Annotated in this window: 16 protein-coding genes; 10 read left to right on the top strand and 6 right to left on the bottom strand. The window is 70.7% G+C overall.

Annotation, left to right across the window (positions count from 1 at the left end; genetic code table 11):
• The first annotated feature begins 65 nt into the window (after positions 1-65).
• The 5 genes from ABFX50_RS29635 (at position 66) to ABFX50_RS29655 (ending at position 3,363) form a co-directional block, all read left to right on the top strand.
• Positions 66-1,253, top strand: a complete 1,188-nt coding sequence (locus ABFX50_RS29635; RefSeq protein WP_346150820.1) for a phosphoglycerate kinase — start codon at positions 66-68, stop codon at positions 1,251-1,253.
• Between the two features lies 1 nt (position 1,254).
• Positions 1,255-2,031 carry a triose-phosphate isomerase gene (gene tpiA, locus ABFX50_RS29640; protein WP_312896083.1) on the top strand — a complete coding sequence of 259 codons (777 nt, stop codon included), beginning with the start codon at positions 1,255-1,257 and terminating at the stop codon, positions 2,029-2,031.
• 98 nt (positions 2,032-2,129) lie between these two features.
• Positions 2,130-2,360 (top strand): preprotein translocase subunit SecG, encoded by a 231-nt coding sequence (secG, locus tag ABFX50_RS29645; RefSeq protein ID WP_183661991.1) that lies wholly within the window; start codon positions 2,130-2,132, stop codon positions 2,358-2,360.
• Between the two features lie 69 nt (positions 2,361-2,429).
• Positions 2,430-2,774, top strand: coding sequence for an RNA polymerase-binding protein RbpA (locus tag ABFX50_RS29650; RefSeq protein WP_183661989.1), 345 nt, complete (start codon positions 2,430-2,432; stop codon positions 2,772-2,774).
• A 166-nt stretch (positions 2,775-2,940) separates the two neighbouring features.
• The gene (locus tag ABFX50_RS29655; RefSeq protein ID WP_346150823.1) at positions 2,941-3,363 is read left to right on the top strand and encodes a hypothetical protein; all 423 of its coding nucleotides are present in this window, start codon (positions 2,941-2,943) and stop codon (positions 3,361-3,363) included.
• Here ABFX50_RS29655 and ABFX50_RS29660 read toward each other — a convergent pair.
• Positions 3,360-4,961: an amidohydrolase gene (locus tag ABFX50_RS29660; RefSeq protein ID WP_346150825.1), complete on the bottom strand. Its 1,602-nt coding sequence runs from the start codon at positions 4,959-4,961 to the stop codon at positions 3,360-3,362. The genes ABFX50_RS29655 and ABFX50_RS29660 overlap by 4 nt on opposite strands.
• 11 nt (positions 4,962-4,972) lie before the next feature.
• Entirely contained in the window at positions 4,973-6,367 is a 1,395-nt protein-coding gene (locus tag ABFX50_RS29665) for an NAD(P)/FAD-dependent oxidoreductase (protein ID WP_346150827.1), read from the bottom strand.
• Between the two features lie 108 nt (positions 6,368-6,475).
• Between ABFX50_RS29665 and ABFX50_RS29670 the strand changes: the two genes are divergently transcribed.
• On the top strand, positions 6,476-7,492 hold the full coding sequence (locus ABFX50_RS29670; protein ID WP_346150829.1) for a GNAT family N-acetyltransferase: 1,017 nt from the start codon (positions 6,476-6,478) through the stop codon (positions 7,490-7,492).
• Here ABFX50_RS29670 and ABFX50_RS29675 read toward each other — a convergent pair.
• The gene (locus tag ABFX50_RS29675; protein ID WP_487047383.1) at positions 7,489-8,049 is read right to left on the bottom strand and encodes a Clp protease N-terminal domain-containing protein; all 561 of its coding nucleotides are present in this window, start codon (positions 8,047-8,049) and stop codon (positions 7,489-7,491) included. The genes ABFX50_RS29670 and ABFX50_RS29675 overlap by 4 nt on opposite strands.
• 70 nt (positions 8,050-8,119) lie before the next feature.
• Between ABFX50_RS29675 and ABFX50_RS29680 the strand changes: the two genes are divergently transcribed.
• The 4 genes from ABFX50_RS29680 to add all read left to right on the top strand — a co-directional run bounded on the left by ABFX50_RS29680 (position 8,120) and on the right by add (position 11,415).
• A complete protein-coding gene (locus ABFX50_RS29680; RefSeq protein ID WP_346150831.1) occupies positions 8,120-8,836 on the top strand; it encodes a hypothetical protein in 717 nt (238 codons plus the stop codon).
• A 39-nt stretch (positions 8,837-8,875) separates the two neighbouring features.
• A complete protein-coding gene (locus ABFX50_RS29685; protein ID WP_346150833.1) occupies positions 8,876-9,745 on the top strand; it encodes an oxidoreductase in 870 nt (289 codons plus the stop codon).
• A gap of 10 nt (positions 9,746-9,755) precedes the next feature.
• The gene (locus ABFX50_RS29690; RefSeq protein WP_346150834.1) at positions 9,756-10,331 is read left to right on the top strand and encodes a TetR/AcrR family transcriptional regulator; all 576 of its coding nucleotides are present in this window, start codon (positions 9,756-9,758) and stop codon (positions 10,329-10,331) included.
• A gap of 73 nt (positions 10,332-10,404) precedes the next feature.
• A complete protein-coding gene (gene add, locus ABFX50_RS29695) occupies positions 10,405-11,415 on the top strand; it encodes an adenosine deaminase (RefSeq protein WP_346150836.1) in 1,011 nt (336 codons plus the stop codon).
• 51 nt (positions 11,416-11,466) lie between these two features.
• Here the strand turns inward: add and ABFX50_RS29700 are convergent, their stop codons facing one another.
• The 3 genes from ABFX50_RS29700 to ABFX50_RS29710 all read right to left on the bottom strand — a co-directional run bounded on the left by ABFX50_RS29700 (position 11,467) and on the right by ABFX50_RS29710 (position 14,591).
• Positions 11,467-12,681: a S8 family peptidase gene (locus ABFX50_RS29700; RefSeq protein WP_183661969.1), complete on the bottom strand. Its 1,215-nt coding sequence runs from the start codon at positions 12,679-12,681 to the stop codon at positions 11,467-11,469.
• 115 nt (positions 12,682-12,796) lie between these two features.
• Positions 12,797-13,573 carry a 6-phosphogluconolactonase gene (gene pgl, locus ABFX50_RS29705; protein ID WP_183661967.1) on the bottom strand — a complete coding sequence of 259 codons (777 nt, stop codon included), beginning with the start codon at positions 13,571-13,573 and terminating at the stop codon, positions 12,797-12,799.
• A gap of 106 nt (positions 13,574-13,679) precedes the next feature.
• Positions 13,680-14,591, bottom strand: a complete 912-nt coding sequence (locus ABFX50_RS29710; protein ID WP_346150839.1) for a glucose-6-phosphate dehydrogenase assembly protein OpcA — start codon at positions 14,589-14,591, stop codon at positions 13,680-13,682.
• Between the last annotated feature and the right edge of the window lie 40 nt (positions 14,592-14,631).

Below are 14,631 nucleotides of genomic sequence, written 5' to 3' on the forward strand. Positions count from 1 at the left end.
TCCGCAGCGAGGCGGGGCATCCATTCCGGCGGACCGTTCCGAGCGCGGCTCGGCGAAGGAGAACAGTGCGTGGTCTTGACGATCTCGAGGTGACGGGCCGGCGCGTGCTGGTGCGCGCCGACCTCAACGTGCCCATCGAAGACGGGGTGATCACCGACGACGGCCGCATCCGCGCGTCGGTGCCCACCATCCGGACCCTGGTCGCCAGGGGCGCGAAGGTCATCGTCTGCGCCCACCTGGGCAGGCCCAAGGGCGAGCCCAACCCCAAGTACACGCTCAGGCCGGTCGCCGAGCGTCTGGGCGAGCTGCTCGGTCAGGACGTCGCCTTCGCCGCCGACGTGGTGGGCGAGTCCGCGCTGAGCGAGACCAACGCCCTGCACGACGGCCAGGTCGTGCTGCTGGAGAACCTGCGCTACGAGCCCGGCGAGGAGTCCAAGGACGACGCCACCCGCAGGGCCTTCGCCGAGAAGCTGGCGGGCCTGGCCGACCTCTACGTCGGCGACGGCTTCGGCGCGGTCCACCGCAAGCACGCCAGCGTCTACGACGTGCCGCAGATCCTGCCGCACGCGGCGGGCGGGCTGGTCGTGGCCGAGGTCGGCGTGCTGAAGAAGCTCACCGACGAGCTCGAGCGGCCCTACGTGGTCGTGCTGGGCGGCGCGAAGGTCTCCGACAAGCTCGGTGTCATCGCCAACCTGCTGTCCAGGGTCGACAGGCTGCTCATCGGCGGCGGCATGGCCTACACCTTCCTCAAGGCCCAGGGCCACGAGGTCGGCCAGTCGCTGCTCCAGGAGGACCAGCTCGGCCAGGTGCGCGGCTTCCTCGACGAGGCGGCCAAGCGCGGCGTCGACCTCGTCCTGCCCGTCGACGTGCTGGCGGCCACCCACTTCGCCGAGGACGCCGGGCACGAGGTGGTCGAGGCCACCGCGATCCCCGCCGACCGGCAGGGGCTCGACATCGGCCCGAAGACGCGCGAGCTGTTCGCGAGCAAGCTCGCCGACGCGCGCACGATCTTCTGGAACGGCCCGATGGGCGTGTTCGAGTTCGACGCGTTCGCCGGCGGAACTCGCGCGGTGGCCGAGGCGTTGATCGCTTCTGAGGCCTTCACCGTGGTGGGCGGCGGCGACTCGGCGGCAGCCGTACGCAAGCTCGGTCTGCCCGAGGACGGCTTCTCCCATATTTCCACCGGTGGTGGGGCCAGCCTCGAGTATCTCGAAGGCAAGACCCTGCCCGGCCTGGCCGCTCTGGAGGACTGACGTGCGCAAGCCGCTCATCGCCGGCAACTGGAAGATGAACCTCAACCACCTCGAGGCCATCGCGCTGGTCCAGAAGCTGGCTTTCGCGCTGAACGACAAGGACTTCGACAAGGTCGAGGTCGCGGTGCTGCCGCCGTTCACCGACCTGCGCAGCGTGCAGACCCTCGTCGACGGCGACAAGCTGCGCATCGTCTACGGCGGGCAGGACCTGTCCAAGCAGGACGCGGGCGCCTACACCGGCGAGATCTCGGGTGCGATGCTGGCCAAGCTGGGTTGCACTTTCGTGACGATCGGCCACTCGGAGCGGCGGCAGTACCACCACGAGGACGACGAGGTCGTCAACGCCAAGGTGCGGGCGGCCTACCGCCACTCGCTCACGCCCATCCTGTGCGTGGGCGAGGACCTGCCGGTACGGCAGGCAGGCGGCCAGGTGGCCCACTGCGTGTCACAACTCGATGGCGGACTGCGCGAAATCTCCGAGGAGCAGGCAAAATCAATAGTGGTGGCCTACGAACCGGTCTGGGCGATCGGCACCGGTGAGGTGGCCACCCCGCAGGACGCACAGGAGGTGTGCAGCGCGTTGCGAGCACGACTCGCCGAGCTCTACACGTCCGAAGTGGCCGCGGGCATCCGTATCCTTTACGGAGGCTCGGTCAAGTCTGACAACATCGCCGGCATCATGGCTCAGCCCGACATCGACGGTGCTCTCGTAGGGGGCGCCAGCATCGATGCGGGGGAGTATGTGAAGATCTGCCGTTTCGGCGAAATGTCAGCCTAACTGCAGCGTTCGGAGGGTGCGACTTGACAGCAGGTCGTACCCTCGAGAAGCAAGTTTGAATCGTCACGCGAACAGAGCATTGAAAGAACAGGTCTACGGTGACTATCGGAATCTCCATCGCCCTCATCCTGGCGAGCTTGCTGATGATCCTGCTCGTCCTGCTCCACAAGGGTAAGGGCGGAGGTCTGTCCGACATGTTCGGTGGTGGCTTCTCGTCGAACTTCGGCGGTTCCTCGGTGGTCGAGCGCAACCTCGACCGCCTGACCATCATCACCGGCATCGTATGGTTTGTCTGCATCATCGCCCTTGGCCTGCTGCTCAAGCCCTGACAGCACGTCAACGCGTGACAGTGATTCTCCCCCCGCCGCACGCGGGGCGATCGAGCGAGGAGTTCATCCGTGGGTAGTGGCAACGCGATCCGTGGCAGCCGAGTCGGCGCCGGCCCGATGGGGGAGGCCGAGCGCGGCGAGGCAGCTCCGAGAGTGCGGGTCTCGTTCTGGTGCGCCAACATGCATGAGACGCGCCCCAGCTTCGCCAGCGACGCGGCGGTTCCCGAGACGTGGGACTGCCCCCGCTGCGGCCTTCCTGCCGGCCAGGATGAGGCTGCGCCTCCGGCTCCCCCGAGGAACGAGCCGTACAAGACGCACCTGGCGTACGTGAAGGAGCGCAGGAGCGACAAGGACGGCAAGGCCATCCTCGAGGAGGCTCTCGAGCGCCTGCGCGCCAACAAGTCCCCCTGGTAGGGCTTTCACCGCGAAGACCCCGGTCGATGGATGGCCGGGGTCTTCGCGTTTTCCTGGAGGCCGCGGTCGCGGTGAGTTAGGGACCTTTTCGGAAGTTGATATTGGCATGTCCGCAATTGCACGGCATGATGATCGCGATCAACGGTCGTCTACACGAGGGAACTCCGTGCTGAAGAGAACGCTGTCCATCGCCGCCGCCACCGTCTCGGCCGCGGCCGTGCTCGCCGTCCCCGCCGCCGCCCACGCGGACGCCAACTGCGGCAGCGGGTACAACGTCGTCGCCCAGGCCGCGGTCAAGACCTCCAGCGGCAGCAACTGGGGCACCGTCTACCTGACGTACAACGGCAGCACCGGCAAGAACTGCGTCACTGTGATCAAGAGCGCCTACGTCGGCACCTACACCGATGCCTACGTCGGGTTCACCGTGCAGGGCCGCAGCGGCTACGGCATCTACGAGAGGATCAAGTACTACGCGGGCCCCGTCTACGGCGACGCGCGCGGAGCCTGCGTGAAGTACAACGCCTGGATCGAGAACTCCTCGGGCACCAGGGCCAGCGGCGGTCGCTCCAGCTGGGGCAACTGCGGCTAACGCTGATAGACCGCCTCGCCGTCCACGAAGGTCAGCCGCACCTTCGCGGTCCAGATCTCGGCCTCGGGCAGCCCGAAAGGGTCCCTGTCGAGGACGACCAGGTCGGCGGGGCGGCCCTGCTCGATCACACCGGCGGGGGAGCGGTTGATCCAGGCCGAGCCCGCGGTGTAGGCGGTCATCGCGGTGGTCAGGCTGAGCCGCTGCCCCGGCAGGAACGGGATCCCCGCGGTCGGGTAGCCCGCGTGGACCGAGCCGCCAGGCTCGGTCCTGTTGACCGCCACGTGCATCCCCTGGATCGGGTCGGCGTTGGAGACGGGCCAGTCGCTGCCCGCGCAGAACCTCGCCCCGCTCCTTTCGAGGTCGGCGAAGGGGTACTGCCAGGCCGAGCGCTCCTCGCCCAGGTAGGGCAGCGTGAGCTCGTCCATCTGGGCGTGGTGGGTGGCCCACAGCGGCTGCAGGTTGGCCGTCACGCCGAGGGCGGCGAAGCGGGGCACGTCGGAGGGCTCGATGATCTGCAGGTGCGCGATGTGGTGGCGGTTGTCGGGTGAGGTGCCCTCGAAGCTGTCCAGCGCCTCACGCACGGCCCGCTCACCGATGGCGTGGAAGTGCACCTGGAAGCCGTTCGCGTCGAGCTCGGCCACGTACTCGCGCAGCTTGCCCGGGTCGATGTAGGACAGCCCTGTGCCGCCGCACAGGCAGTACGGCTCCAGCACCGCGGCGGTGAAGTTCTCGGTGATCCCGTCCTGCATGATCTTGACGGAGCCGGCGCTGAACCGGTCGAGCCCCTCGGCCATCGCCCTGCGCTCGATGAGTGAGGCGATCTGGTCGGCGCCCCGCGTGCGGTCCCACCACAGCGCGCCGACCACGCGGGCCTTCAGCCGCCCTGCGCGGGCCGCGGAGATGTAGGTGGGCAGCTGGTCGTCGGAGCCCGCGTAGGAGCCGACGATGGCGTCCTGCCAGCCGGTGATGCCCAGCGAGAACAGGTGCCGCTGCGCCGTGACGAGCGCCGTGTCCATGTCGTCGGTGGTCGGGCGGGGGGTGAGCAGGCCGACCAGATCCATGGCGCCCTCGTGGAGCACGCCGCTAGGGTTGCCGTCGGCGTCGCGCTCGATCCTGCCGTCGGCGGGGTCGGGGGTGTCGCGGGTGATCCCCGCCCGCTCCAGCGCCCTGGTGTTGACCCAGGCGGCGTGGTGGTCGCGCTGGATCAGGTAGGCGGGCCTGTCGAGGAAGTCCAGCTGGCTGCGGTGGGGAAGGCCGCCGGGGAAGGCCGACATGTCCCAGCCGCCGCCGTCGATCCACTCCTTGTCGCAGCCGTCGGCGTAGGTCCTGATCGCCGTCAGGTACTCGTCGAGCCCGTAGATCTCGGACAGGTCGCACTTGGCGTGCTCGAGGCCGGCCTGGACGGGGTGGATGTGCGCGTCGGTCACGCCGGGCATGAGCAGGCCGCCCTCGAGGTCGACCGTCTCGTGGGCGGGCGCCTGCCGTACGAGGTCGGACTCGGAGCCGACGGCGACGATCACGCCGTCGCGGACCAGGACGGCTTCGGCGAAGGACCCGGTGGCGGTGAAGACGCGGCCGCCGCGGAAGAGGGTGTGCAACAGGATCTCCTTCAGTGACCGGTGATGAGGTCGGCGAGGCGCGCGAGCGCCGAGGTGCGGGACATCGAGCGTTCACGGGCGTCGGCGACGCGGTAGAGGCGGTACATGGAGTGGACGCCCAGCCAGCGCAGCGGCTCGGGCTCCCAGGGGCGCACGTCGCGACCCACCCACGGCAGCTCGGTGAGGGGGGTGCGCTCGCCCAGGATCAGGTCGCGGAGGGTGCGACCGGCCAGGTTGGTCGTGGTGACGCCGTGCCCGGTGTAGCCGCCGGCCCAGCCGAGCCCCGTCGCCCGGTCCACGTGCGCGGTGGAGCACCAGTCGCGCGGGACGCCGAGGACGCCCGACCAGGCATGCGCGATCCTGGAGGAGGCGGCGGCGGGGAAGAAGTCGACCAGCAGCGCCCACAGCGCCTCGACGGTCCAGTCGTGGGTGTGGCCGCGGGCGTCGACGCGCGAGCCGTACAGGTAGGGCCTGCCCCTGCCGCCGAAGGCGATCCGGCCGTCGGCGGTGCGCTGGGCGTACATGTAGTAGTGGGCCAGGTCGCCGAGCAGTTCGGCGCCCTGCCAGCCGACCTGCTCCCAGAAGCTGTCCGGCAGCGGCTCGGTGACGATCATGGAGCTGTTCATCGGCAGCCACTGCCGGCGCAGGCCCTTGATCGTCGAGGTGAAGCCCTCGGTGGCCCTGATCACGTAGTCGGCGCTGACCGTGCCGTACGGCGTGACCGCCCGGTGCGGCGCGATCTCGTCGACCGGCGTGTGTTCGAAGATCTCCACCCCCAGCTCGCGTACGGCCCGCGTGAGGCCGCGCACCAGCTTCGCCGGGTGAATCCTGGCACAGTGCGGGCTCCAGGAGGCCTGGACGGCGCCGGCGACCCGCAGCCGCGCCTCACGCTCCTGCGGGCTCAGCAGCCTGACCTCGACGTCCCACCTGGCCGCCTCGGCCACCGAGGCCCGCAGCCTGGCCGCCTGCGCGCTGCCCCTGGCGACGTTGAGCACGCCGCCCTTGACGATGTCGGCGTCGATGCCCTCCTTCTCGCAGACGGCGATCACCTCGTCGATGGAGGCGTACATCTCGCGCTGCAGGGCCCTGGTCGCCGCCACGCCGTGCGTCTTGGCGTAGCGCGCGTGCGAGCCGGCCAGGTCGCCGGTCAGCCAGCCGCCGTTACGGCCTGAGGCGCCGAAGCCGGCGAACTCCTTCTCCAGCACCACGACGTCGAGTGAGGGCCTGGCCTGCTTGAGGTAGTAGGCCGTCCAGAGTCCGGTGTAGCCCGCGCCCACGATCACCACGTCCGCCCGGCGATCACCGCCCAGGACGGGCCCCGCCGGTGCGGGGCCGAGGGAGCGATGCCAGAAGGAGACGTCTCCGTTGACGAAGTCGTCGGTGAACGTAGGAACACGCGAGCTCATGACCCCACATACTGCTATATCCGCATATCTTGGCGCATCTCGCCACGGAATTCGTGATGAAACACTTTCGCCCGCTAGCTGTAACAAACGTCGCGCATCCTCATGCGTATGGGATTTCTGCGCATCCGAACCACGGTCGACGAACGCCCCGGAAGACTGGCCTCGCTGGCCGCGGCCCTCGCCGAGCGGGGCGGCAACATCCTCGGGCTGAGCGTCCAGCCCGACACCGACGGCACCGTCGACGAGTTCGTCGCGGACATTCCCGCCAGCCCCGAGGTGGTCAAGGCGGCGCTGGAGTCGGCGGGCGGCCGTCGCGTGCAGGTCGTGCCCGCCACGGCGCACGAGCTGACCGACGAGCCCACCAGGGCGCTCCTGCTGGCCTCGCGCCTGCGCGGCGCGCCATGGCGCCTTCCCGAACTGCTGGCCGAACTGCTGCGCGCGGACGACGCCCGCTGGGTCTATGGTGAGGCGGTGCGTGATCTCCCCGACCCCACCCTGCTGGTCGTCCCCGTGGCGGCCAAGCGCGCGATCAAGGTGCGCAGGTCCGACCTGCCGTTCACGCTGACCGAGGCCGCCCGCGCCGCCTCCTTCGTACGGCTGGCCCAGCCGCCGGCCGAGCCGTCCTCGAGCGCTCGCGTGCTGCGCCTGTCCGACGGCGTCGAGGCCGAGGTCAGGCCGCTGACGACCATCTACCGCGAGGCGATCCGCGACCTGCACGAGCGCTGCTCGCCCGAGTCGAGGCGCTTCCGCTACTTCACCTCGATGCCCTCGCTGCCGCCGAGGATCTTCGACAGGCTCGTCGATCGCAGCCGGGGGCTGTCGCTCGTGGCCTGCCACGACGGCCAGGTCGTCGCGATGGCCAACCTCATGTTCACCCCGGATCCCGGCATCGCGGAGATGGCCGTGCTGGTCGAGGACCGCTGGCAGGGGCGCGGTCTGGGCGCGGCGCTGGCCAGGACGCTGGTGCAGGAGGCCCGCGACCTCGGGTACGCCGAGGTCCGCGCCACCCTGCTGTCGGACAACGCCCGCATGCGCAGGCTGATGATCTCGCTGGGCGCGACGCTGGCCTACACCGAGGACCCCGGCGTCGTGGAGGCCAGGCTCGCGGTCGGCGCGCTCGTCTAGGAGGCCTCCTCGCCGTCCTTCGGCGCTCCCATCGCGTCCAGGCGGCGCTCGATCCTGTCGAGGCTGTCCTGGATGCGCTGGAGCCGCTGGTCGAGCAGCACGCGCTCCTTCGGGCCCGTGGAGCCCAGGTGGTGGGCCACGCGCTGCCTGAGCGAGGTGAGGTCGAGGCCCCTGGCGACGAGCACCTGCGCGGCGACGCCCTTGCCCTCGTGGAGGAGGCCGAGCAGGATGTGCTCGGTGCCGATGTGGTGGTGGCCGAGTTGCAGCGCCTCGCGCAGCGACAGCTCCAGCACCTTCTTGGCGCGCGGCGTGAACGGGATGTGCGTGTGCTCGTCCGGCGGCGCGGAGCCCCGGCCGATGATCACCATGATCGCCTCGCGGATCTCGCCGGCGTCGGCGCCGCCGTCGCGCAGGATCGCGGCCGCCACGCCTTCGCTCTCCCTGATCAGGCCCAGCAGCAGGTGCTCGGTGCCGATGTAGTCGTGGCTGAGCGTCCTGGCCTCTTCCTGGGCGAGGACGACCACCCTGCGGGCGCGGTCGGTGAAGCGCTCGAACACGGGGGCCTCCGCTCGAGTGGGCTCTCTCCACTATGCGCTACAAACCAGTCATGTGGGGTATCTCTCACGTGTGGATCTTGACGAGATCGCCGACCGGCTCTATGGGCTCGACGTGTCCGACTTCATCGCCGCGCGCGAGGCGGAGGCCCGCGCGGCCAAGCAGGCGGGGCGGGGCGACCTGGCCAGGCAGGTGGCCGCGCTGCGCAAGCCCACGGTCGCGGCATGGGCGGTCAACCAGCTGTCACGCCGCCATCCCGACGAGCTCGCCGAACTGCTCGACCTGGGCGAGGAGCTGCGCGCGGCGTGGGCGGCCCAGGACGCCGACGCGCTGGCCGAGCTGACCGCCCGCCGCGCCAGGCTCTCCCAGCGGCTGGTACGGCTGGCGCCCTCCTCCGGCGCCGAGGTGGAGCAGACGCTCGACGCGGCCACCGTGGACGCCGACGCCGCCGACCAGGTACGGCAGGGCCGCCTGGCCAGGCCGCTCAGCTACAGCGGCTTCGCCCCCGCCCCCTTTCCCCGCTCCCGCCCCGCGCGTAAGCCGTCGGAGGAGGAGGCGCGGGCCAGGGCGGACCGTGAGGCCAAGGAGCAGGCCGAGGCCACCGCCGCCTACGAGGAGTGGCGCGAGGTGCTGGCGCAGGCCGTACAGGAGAGGGACGAGAGGGCGGTGAAGGTGGCGACCCTGGAGAAGAAGCTCGCCAAGGCCCGCAAGAAGCTCGCGGAGGCCGATCAGCGGGCCGAGGTGGCGCGCAGGGAGGAGGCGCACGCGCGGGCCCGGTTGAAGCGCTAGAGTAGTGTACGAAACGGTTTCGTACACTTGGAGAAGCCCATGAGCGCCTGGACCCCCTCGGATCTGCCCGACCTCACCGGCACCACCGCGATCGTCACGGGAGCCAACAGCGGCATCGGCCTGGCGACCGCCCTCGAACTGGCCAGGCACGGCGCGCGTGTCACCGTGGCCTCCCGCGATCCCTCACGCGGCCGGTCGGCCGTCGGCGACATCCAGCGGGTCGCGCGGGGAGCCGACGTCCACTACGCCGAGCTCGACCTGGCCGACCTGTCGTCGGTGCGCGCCTTCGCCGCCACCGTGGACCGCGTCGACCTGCTGATCAACAACGCGGGGATCGGCATGATCCCGCGCGGCCAGACCAGGGACGGCTTCGAGCTGCAGTTCGGCACCAACCATCTCGGGCACTTCGCGCTCACGGGACTGCTGCTCCCGCGCCTGCTGGCCTCGTCCTCGCCGCGCGTGATCACGGTCTCCAGCGACGCGCACAAGGTCGGCAAGCTCGACTTCGACGACCTCGGCCTCGAGCGCGGCTACGGCAAGATGAGCTCCTACGGCCGCTCCAAGCTGGCCAACCTGCTCTTCACCCTCGAACTGCAGCGCAGGGCCGCGCGGGCCGGCTCCTCGCTCGTCTCGGTGGCGACCCACCCAGGGGCCACCGCCACGAACTTCTTCACCCTCGGCCCGCTGCAGCCGCTGCTGCGGCTCTTCCTCCACAGCCCCGAGGACGGCGCGCTGCCCTCGCTCTACGCGGCCGCCTCGCCCGACGTCCGAGGAGGGGAGTACCTCGGGCCCAAGGCCAAGCGGCTCACGCCGAGCCGGACGGCGACGGACGAGGCGCTCGCGCGGCGGCTGTGGGAGGTGTCCACGGAGCTGACCGGCGTACGATTCCAGGAGTTCGCCTACAACTAAGGAAGCGTGCGTGGCACCACTCGATCCTGGCAGGGAGAAGGCCATCCTCGACGCCACCTTCGACCTGCTGTCGGAGATGGGCTACGACCGGATGTCGGTCGACCAGATCGCCAAGCGCGCCAAGGCCAGCAAGGCGACCATCTACCGGCGATGGGCGGGCAAACCCGAGCTGGTCGTCGACGTCATCTGCCGCCGCTTCGACATGGACGTCCCGCCCGTGCCCGACACGGGCTCGCTGCGCGACGACCTGGTCGAGGTCGTCAGGGGGCTGTCGGAGGCGGCCGAGCGCAAGCACGGGCTCATCATGGGGCTGTCGTCCACGCTCGTCTCCCACCAGGAGCTGGCCAGGACGCTGCGCGCGCACATGCCCGCGCGCGACCTCGGCGGCACCAGGGCGCTGGTCGAGCGGGCCGTGGCCAGGGGAGAGCTGGCCGCCCCCGTCGACACCGTACGGCTGTCCGAGCTCGTGGAGGCGCTCGTGTGGCACCGCCTGATCTTCGTCGGGCCGCCGCTGGACGACGCCTTCGCGGCCGAATCGGTCGACCGCGTGCTCCTTCCACTGGCTCACGCCTGGGCGACGGGCTGAATCTGACGACTTGATGTCAGATTCGGCCCCTATGCCTTTCTGGCGGGGGCGGAGCGCGCCTAGGGTCGTCGTCATGACGATCGACGCCTTCATCGACCGGCTGCCCAAGGTCGAGCTCCATGTCCACCTGGTCGGCTCCGCCTCCGTGCCCACGGTGCTCGAACTGTCCCTGCGCCATCCGGGCAGCGGCGTGCCGTCCACGGAGGAGGAGCTGAGGCGGTTCTACACCTTCCGCGACTTCCCGCACTTCGCCGAGGTCTACCGCGCGGTCAACTCTCTGGTGCGCGACCCCGAGGACGTCGCCTCCCTCGTGACGGGGCTGGCCCGCGACCTGTCGCCCCAGAACTGCCGCTACGTGGAGTTGCAGGTCACACCGTACGCGCACTGGATGCAGGGGCTGCCCATGCGCGCGGTCACCGAGGCGCTCGACCTGGCCGCGCGCCGGTCGCTGGACGAGTACGGCGTCGAGATGGCCTACATCTTCGACATCCCCGGCGAGTTCGGCGCCGAGGCGGCCGCGATCACCCTCGACCACGCGTTGAAGGAACCTCCCGCCGCCTTGGTAGGTTTCGGCATCGGCGGGATCGAGCAGGCGCGGCCTGCCTACCGCGACGCCTTCCGCGAGGCCTTCTCCGCCGCTCGCGCGGCGGGACTGCACAGCGTCCCGCACGGCGGGGAGATGTCGGGGCCCGAGACGGTGTGGGAGGTCATCGAGGGCTACGGCGCCGAGCGCATCGGGCACGGCATCAACTGCCTCGACGACCCCCGGCTGGTCTCCTACCTGCGCGAGACCCAGCTGCCGCTGGACGTCTGCCCGACCTCCAACGTGTGCACGGGGCAGGTGGGGCGGATCGAGGAGCATCCGCTGCCCAGGCTGCTGGAGGAGGGCCTGTTCGTCACCCTCAACAGCGACGACCCGCCCATGTTCGCGACCACGCTGGAGCGGGAGTACCGCGTGGCGGCCACCGTGTTCGGCCTGGGCGAGAGCGAGCTGGCCGCACTGGCGGGCAACGCCGTACGGGCCTCGTACATGAGCGAGGAGCGCAAGCGCGAGCTCCTCGCCGAGATCGACGCGCTGCGCTGACAGGCGCGGGCGCCCCGCGGACGGGCGACGTCCGCGGGGCGCAGGCGGGGCCTACAGGCCGGGGGTGTGGAGCAGGCGGTTGGGAGAGCCGCTGCCGGGGCTCTTGACGACGCCGGTCGTGGCGTTGTTCACGATCGCGTCGCGCACCTGCTGCGGGGTGGCGCCGGGATGACCCTGCAGGTAGACGGCGGCGGCGCCGGCGACGTGCGGGGTGGACATCGACGTGCCGCTGATGGTGCTGGTCGAGGTGTCGGAGTCCTTCCACGCCGAGGTGATGTTGTAGCCGGGCGCGAACAGGTCGACACAGGGGCCGCGGTTGCCCCACGACGGCTTGGTGTCGCTGTTGTTGGTGATCGAGACGGTGATCGCCTCGGGAACCCTGGCGGGGGACTGCGTGCAGGCGTCCAGCGCGAACAGCCCGAAGAAGCCGTTGCCCGCCGCGATGGCGTAGGAGATGCCCGAGGCGATCGAGTTCTTCACCGCGGTGTCCAGCACGGTGTCGGCGCTGCCGCCGAGGCTCATGTTGGCGACGGCCGGCTTGGCGGCGTTCGCCGTGACCCAGTCGATGCCCGCCACGACCTGGTCGGTGGTGCCCGACCCTTCGCAGTTGAGCACCCTGACGCCGACCAGCGTCACGCCCTTGGCCACACCGTGGGCCGAGCCTCCCGTGGTCCCCGCCACGTGCGTGCCGTGGCCGTGGCAGTCGTTGCCGTTCTGGCCGTCGCCGATCGCGTCGAACCCGATGGAGGCGCGCCCGCCGAAGTCGCTGTGGGTGGGCCTGATGCCGGTGTCGATGATGTACGCGCGCACCCCCGCGCCGGTCGGCCCGTAGGTGTAGGAGCTGTTCAGCGGCAGGTTGCGCTGGTCGATGCGGTCAAGGCCCCACGAGGGCGGGTTCGGCTGGGTGTCGGAGGCGCGGTGCACCACCACCTGCTGCACGTACTCGACCGAGGCGTCGGCGGCCAGCCGCCTGGCCTGCCGCTCGCTGGCGTGGACGGCGAAGCCGCGCAGCGCGTGCGTGTACTCCCTGAACTTCGTGCCGCCGTGCTTGGCGGTCAGGTCGGTGGCGGCCCTCGACACCTCGGGCCTGTCCTTCAGGACCACGATGTAGGTGCCTGGCACGAGAGCCTGGGCATCGGCGCTGGGGATGACCAGCTTGCCCGAGGGCTCGGGGTCGGCGAGGGCGGGAGCGGAGCTCGCGAGTACGGCGGCGGCCGCGGCGATGACCGCGGCCCAGCGACGTAAGGCCACGTTGCTCAAGACCATGGGGGGTGTCCCTTCGTGGGTCGTTGCCCATGAAAGTAAAGAACACCACCCGGGCTGACAAGGCCTAAAGTTTTGTGTCAAATGCCCTTATGTCCGGATGTATTTCACGGTTCGTTCAGGGCGAGGCGATTCTGCCGAGGCCCGCCGGGATCTTGCCCGCCGCGGCCCTGTCGAGCAGGAACAGCGTGCGCCGCGAGCCCCGCGCGCCGGCCGCGGGCACCTGCACCTGACCGGAGTCCTGGGACAGCGCCAGCCGTACGGCCCCGGCCTTCTCCTCGCCCGCGGCCACCACCCACACCTCGCGAGCGGCGTGGATGGTGGGGAAGGTCAGCGAGATGCGCACGGGCGGCGGCTTGGGCGAGCCGTGCACGGCCACCACCGAACGGGTGTCGTAGACGGCGGGGTTGCCGGGGAACAGCGAGGCCACGTGAGAGTCGGGGCCCATGCCGAGCAGCATCACGTCGAAGGAGGGGACGGGGCCGTGGTCCTCGGGACGGGCGGCCTTGCGCAGCTCCTCGGCGTAGGCGTCGGCCGACTCCTCGGCGCTCATGCCGGAGTCGGGGCCGCGCATGACGTGCACCCTGGCCGGATCGAGGTCGACGCGGTCGAGCAGGGCCTCGCGGGCGCCCGTCTCGTTGCGCTCGGGGTCGCCGGAGGGCAGGAAGCGCTCGTCGCCCCACCAGATGTCGAGCTTGGGCCAGTCGACGGCGTCGCGGGCGGGGGTCGCGGCGATGGCGGCCAGGGTGGCGATGCCGACCGTGCCGCCGGTCAGCACCAGCGATGCCGAGCCTCTGGCGGACTGCACGTCGACCAGGCGGGTGATGATGCGGGCGGCGACGGCCTTGGCCAGCACGTCGGCGTCGCGGTGCACGACTACGTTGGGAACGCTCACGGATGCCACCCTATCGAGCCTTGGCCGCATGATCGGTTGCGGGGACTTCGGTTCGCCATGCGCGAAGGTCCCGGGCCCGCGAGGACCCAGGACCTCCCAAGGCTCGTCAGCCCCTGTACGTGCGGGCCAGCCGCTTCAGCGCGGCCTCGTAGATCTCGTCGGAGTCGAGCCTGCGCAGCTCCTCGGCCAGCAGCTCCGAGGTGTGCCGCCTGGCCAGCGCGACGTGCCGGTCGGGCTGCCCTGGGCGGGCGAGCGTGGCCAGCCGCGCGTCGGTACGGGTCACCGCGATCTCGCCGCCGTCGAGCGTCAGCCTGACCGCGGTCAGGCCGGGGCCCGCCGAGTCGGCCACCTTGACCGGCGCGCCGAGCCGCTCGCTCAGCCACGCCGCCAGCAGCGGCGCGCTCGCGTGCCCTGCCGCGGCGTCCACGAAGCCCTTCTTGACCTTGTCCACCGGCTGGTCGAAGGCGGCGGCCAGCAGGCTGCGCCACGGCGTCAGCCTGGCCCACGCCAGGTCGGTGTCGCCGGGCGCGTAGCCCTTGGCCCTGCCGGCCAGCACCTTGATGCCGTCGGGCACCGTCTTGGCGTCGGTGATCCTGCGCTGGGCGAGCATCCCGATCGGATCCTTCGACGGCACGGCAGGCGCGTCGCCCGGCCACCACGCCACCACGGGCGTGTCCGGCAGCAGCAGCGGGCTGACGACCGAGTCGGCGTGGGCGGTCAGCTCGCCGTACAGGCGCAGCACCACGACCTCGCCGGGCGTGGACTCCCCGACGCGCAGCTCCGCGTCGAGCCTGTTGGCCTCGTCGGACTCCCGGTTGATCACCACGAGGATCCGCGAGGGGTGCTCGCGGGCGGCCTCGGTGGCCGAGCGGACCGAGTCGTACTGGTCGCGCTCGTCGCAGACCACCACCAGCGTCAGCACCATGCCCACGGCGGGGGCGCCCATCTGGTGGCGCAGCCTGGTGAGCTGTCCCGAGATCTTGCCGGCCGTCGTGTCGGTCAGCATGAACGACGTCATGAGTCCTCCTTCGCCGGCCGCGTGACATCCGATGTGCCGT

This window comes from Nonomuraea recticatena (genome assembly GCF_039533245.1).
GTDB lineage: Bacteria > Actinomycetota > Actinomycetes > Streptosporangiales > Streptosporangiaceae > Nonomuraea > Nonomuraea roseola.

Bases quoted from the DNA above. Each gene is read 5' to 3' on its own strand.
- ABFX50_RS29710 (WP_346150839.1), bottom strand. From the start codon at position 14,591: ATGACGTCGTTCATGCTGACCGACACGACGGCCGGCAAGATCTCGGGA.
- add (WP_346150836.1), top strand. From the start codon at position 10,405: ATGACGATCGACGCCTTCATCGACCGGCTGCCCAAGGTCGAGCTCCAT.
- ABFX50_RS29665 (WP_346150827.1), bottom strand. From the start codon at position 6,367: ATGAGCTCGCGTGTTCCTACGTTCACCGACGACTTCGTCAACGGAGAC.
- ABFX50_RS29700 (WP_183661969.1), bottom strand. From the start codon at position 12,681: ATGGTCTTGAGCAACGTGGCCTTACGTCGCTGGGCCGCGGTCATCGCC.
- ABFX50_RS29685 (WP_346150833.1), top strand. From the start codon at position 8,876: ATGAGCGCCTGGACCCCCTCGGATCTGCCCGACCTCACCGGCACCACC.
- ABFX50_RS29670 (WP_346150829.1), top strand. From the start codon at position 6,476: ATGGGATTTCTGCGCATCCGAACCACGGTCGACGAACGCCCCGGAAGA.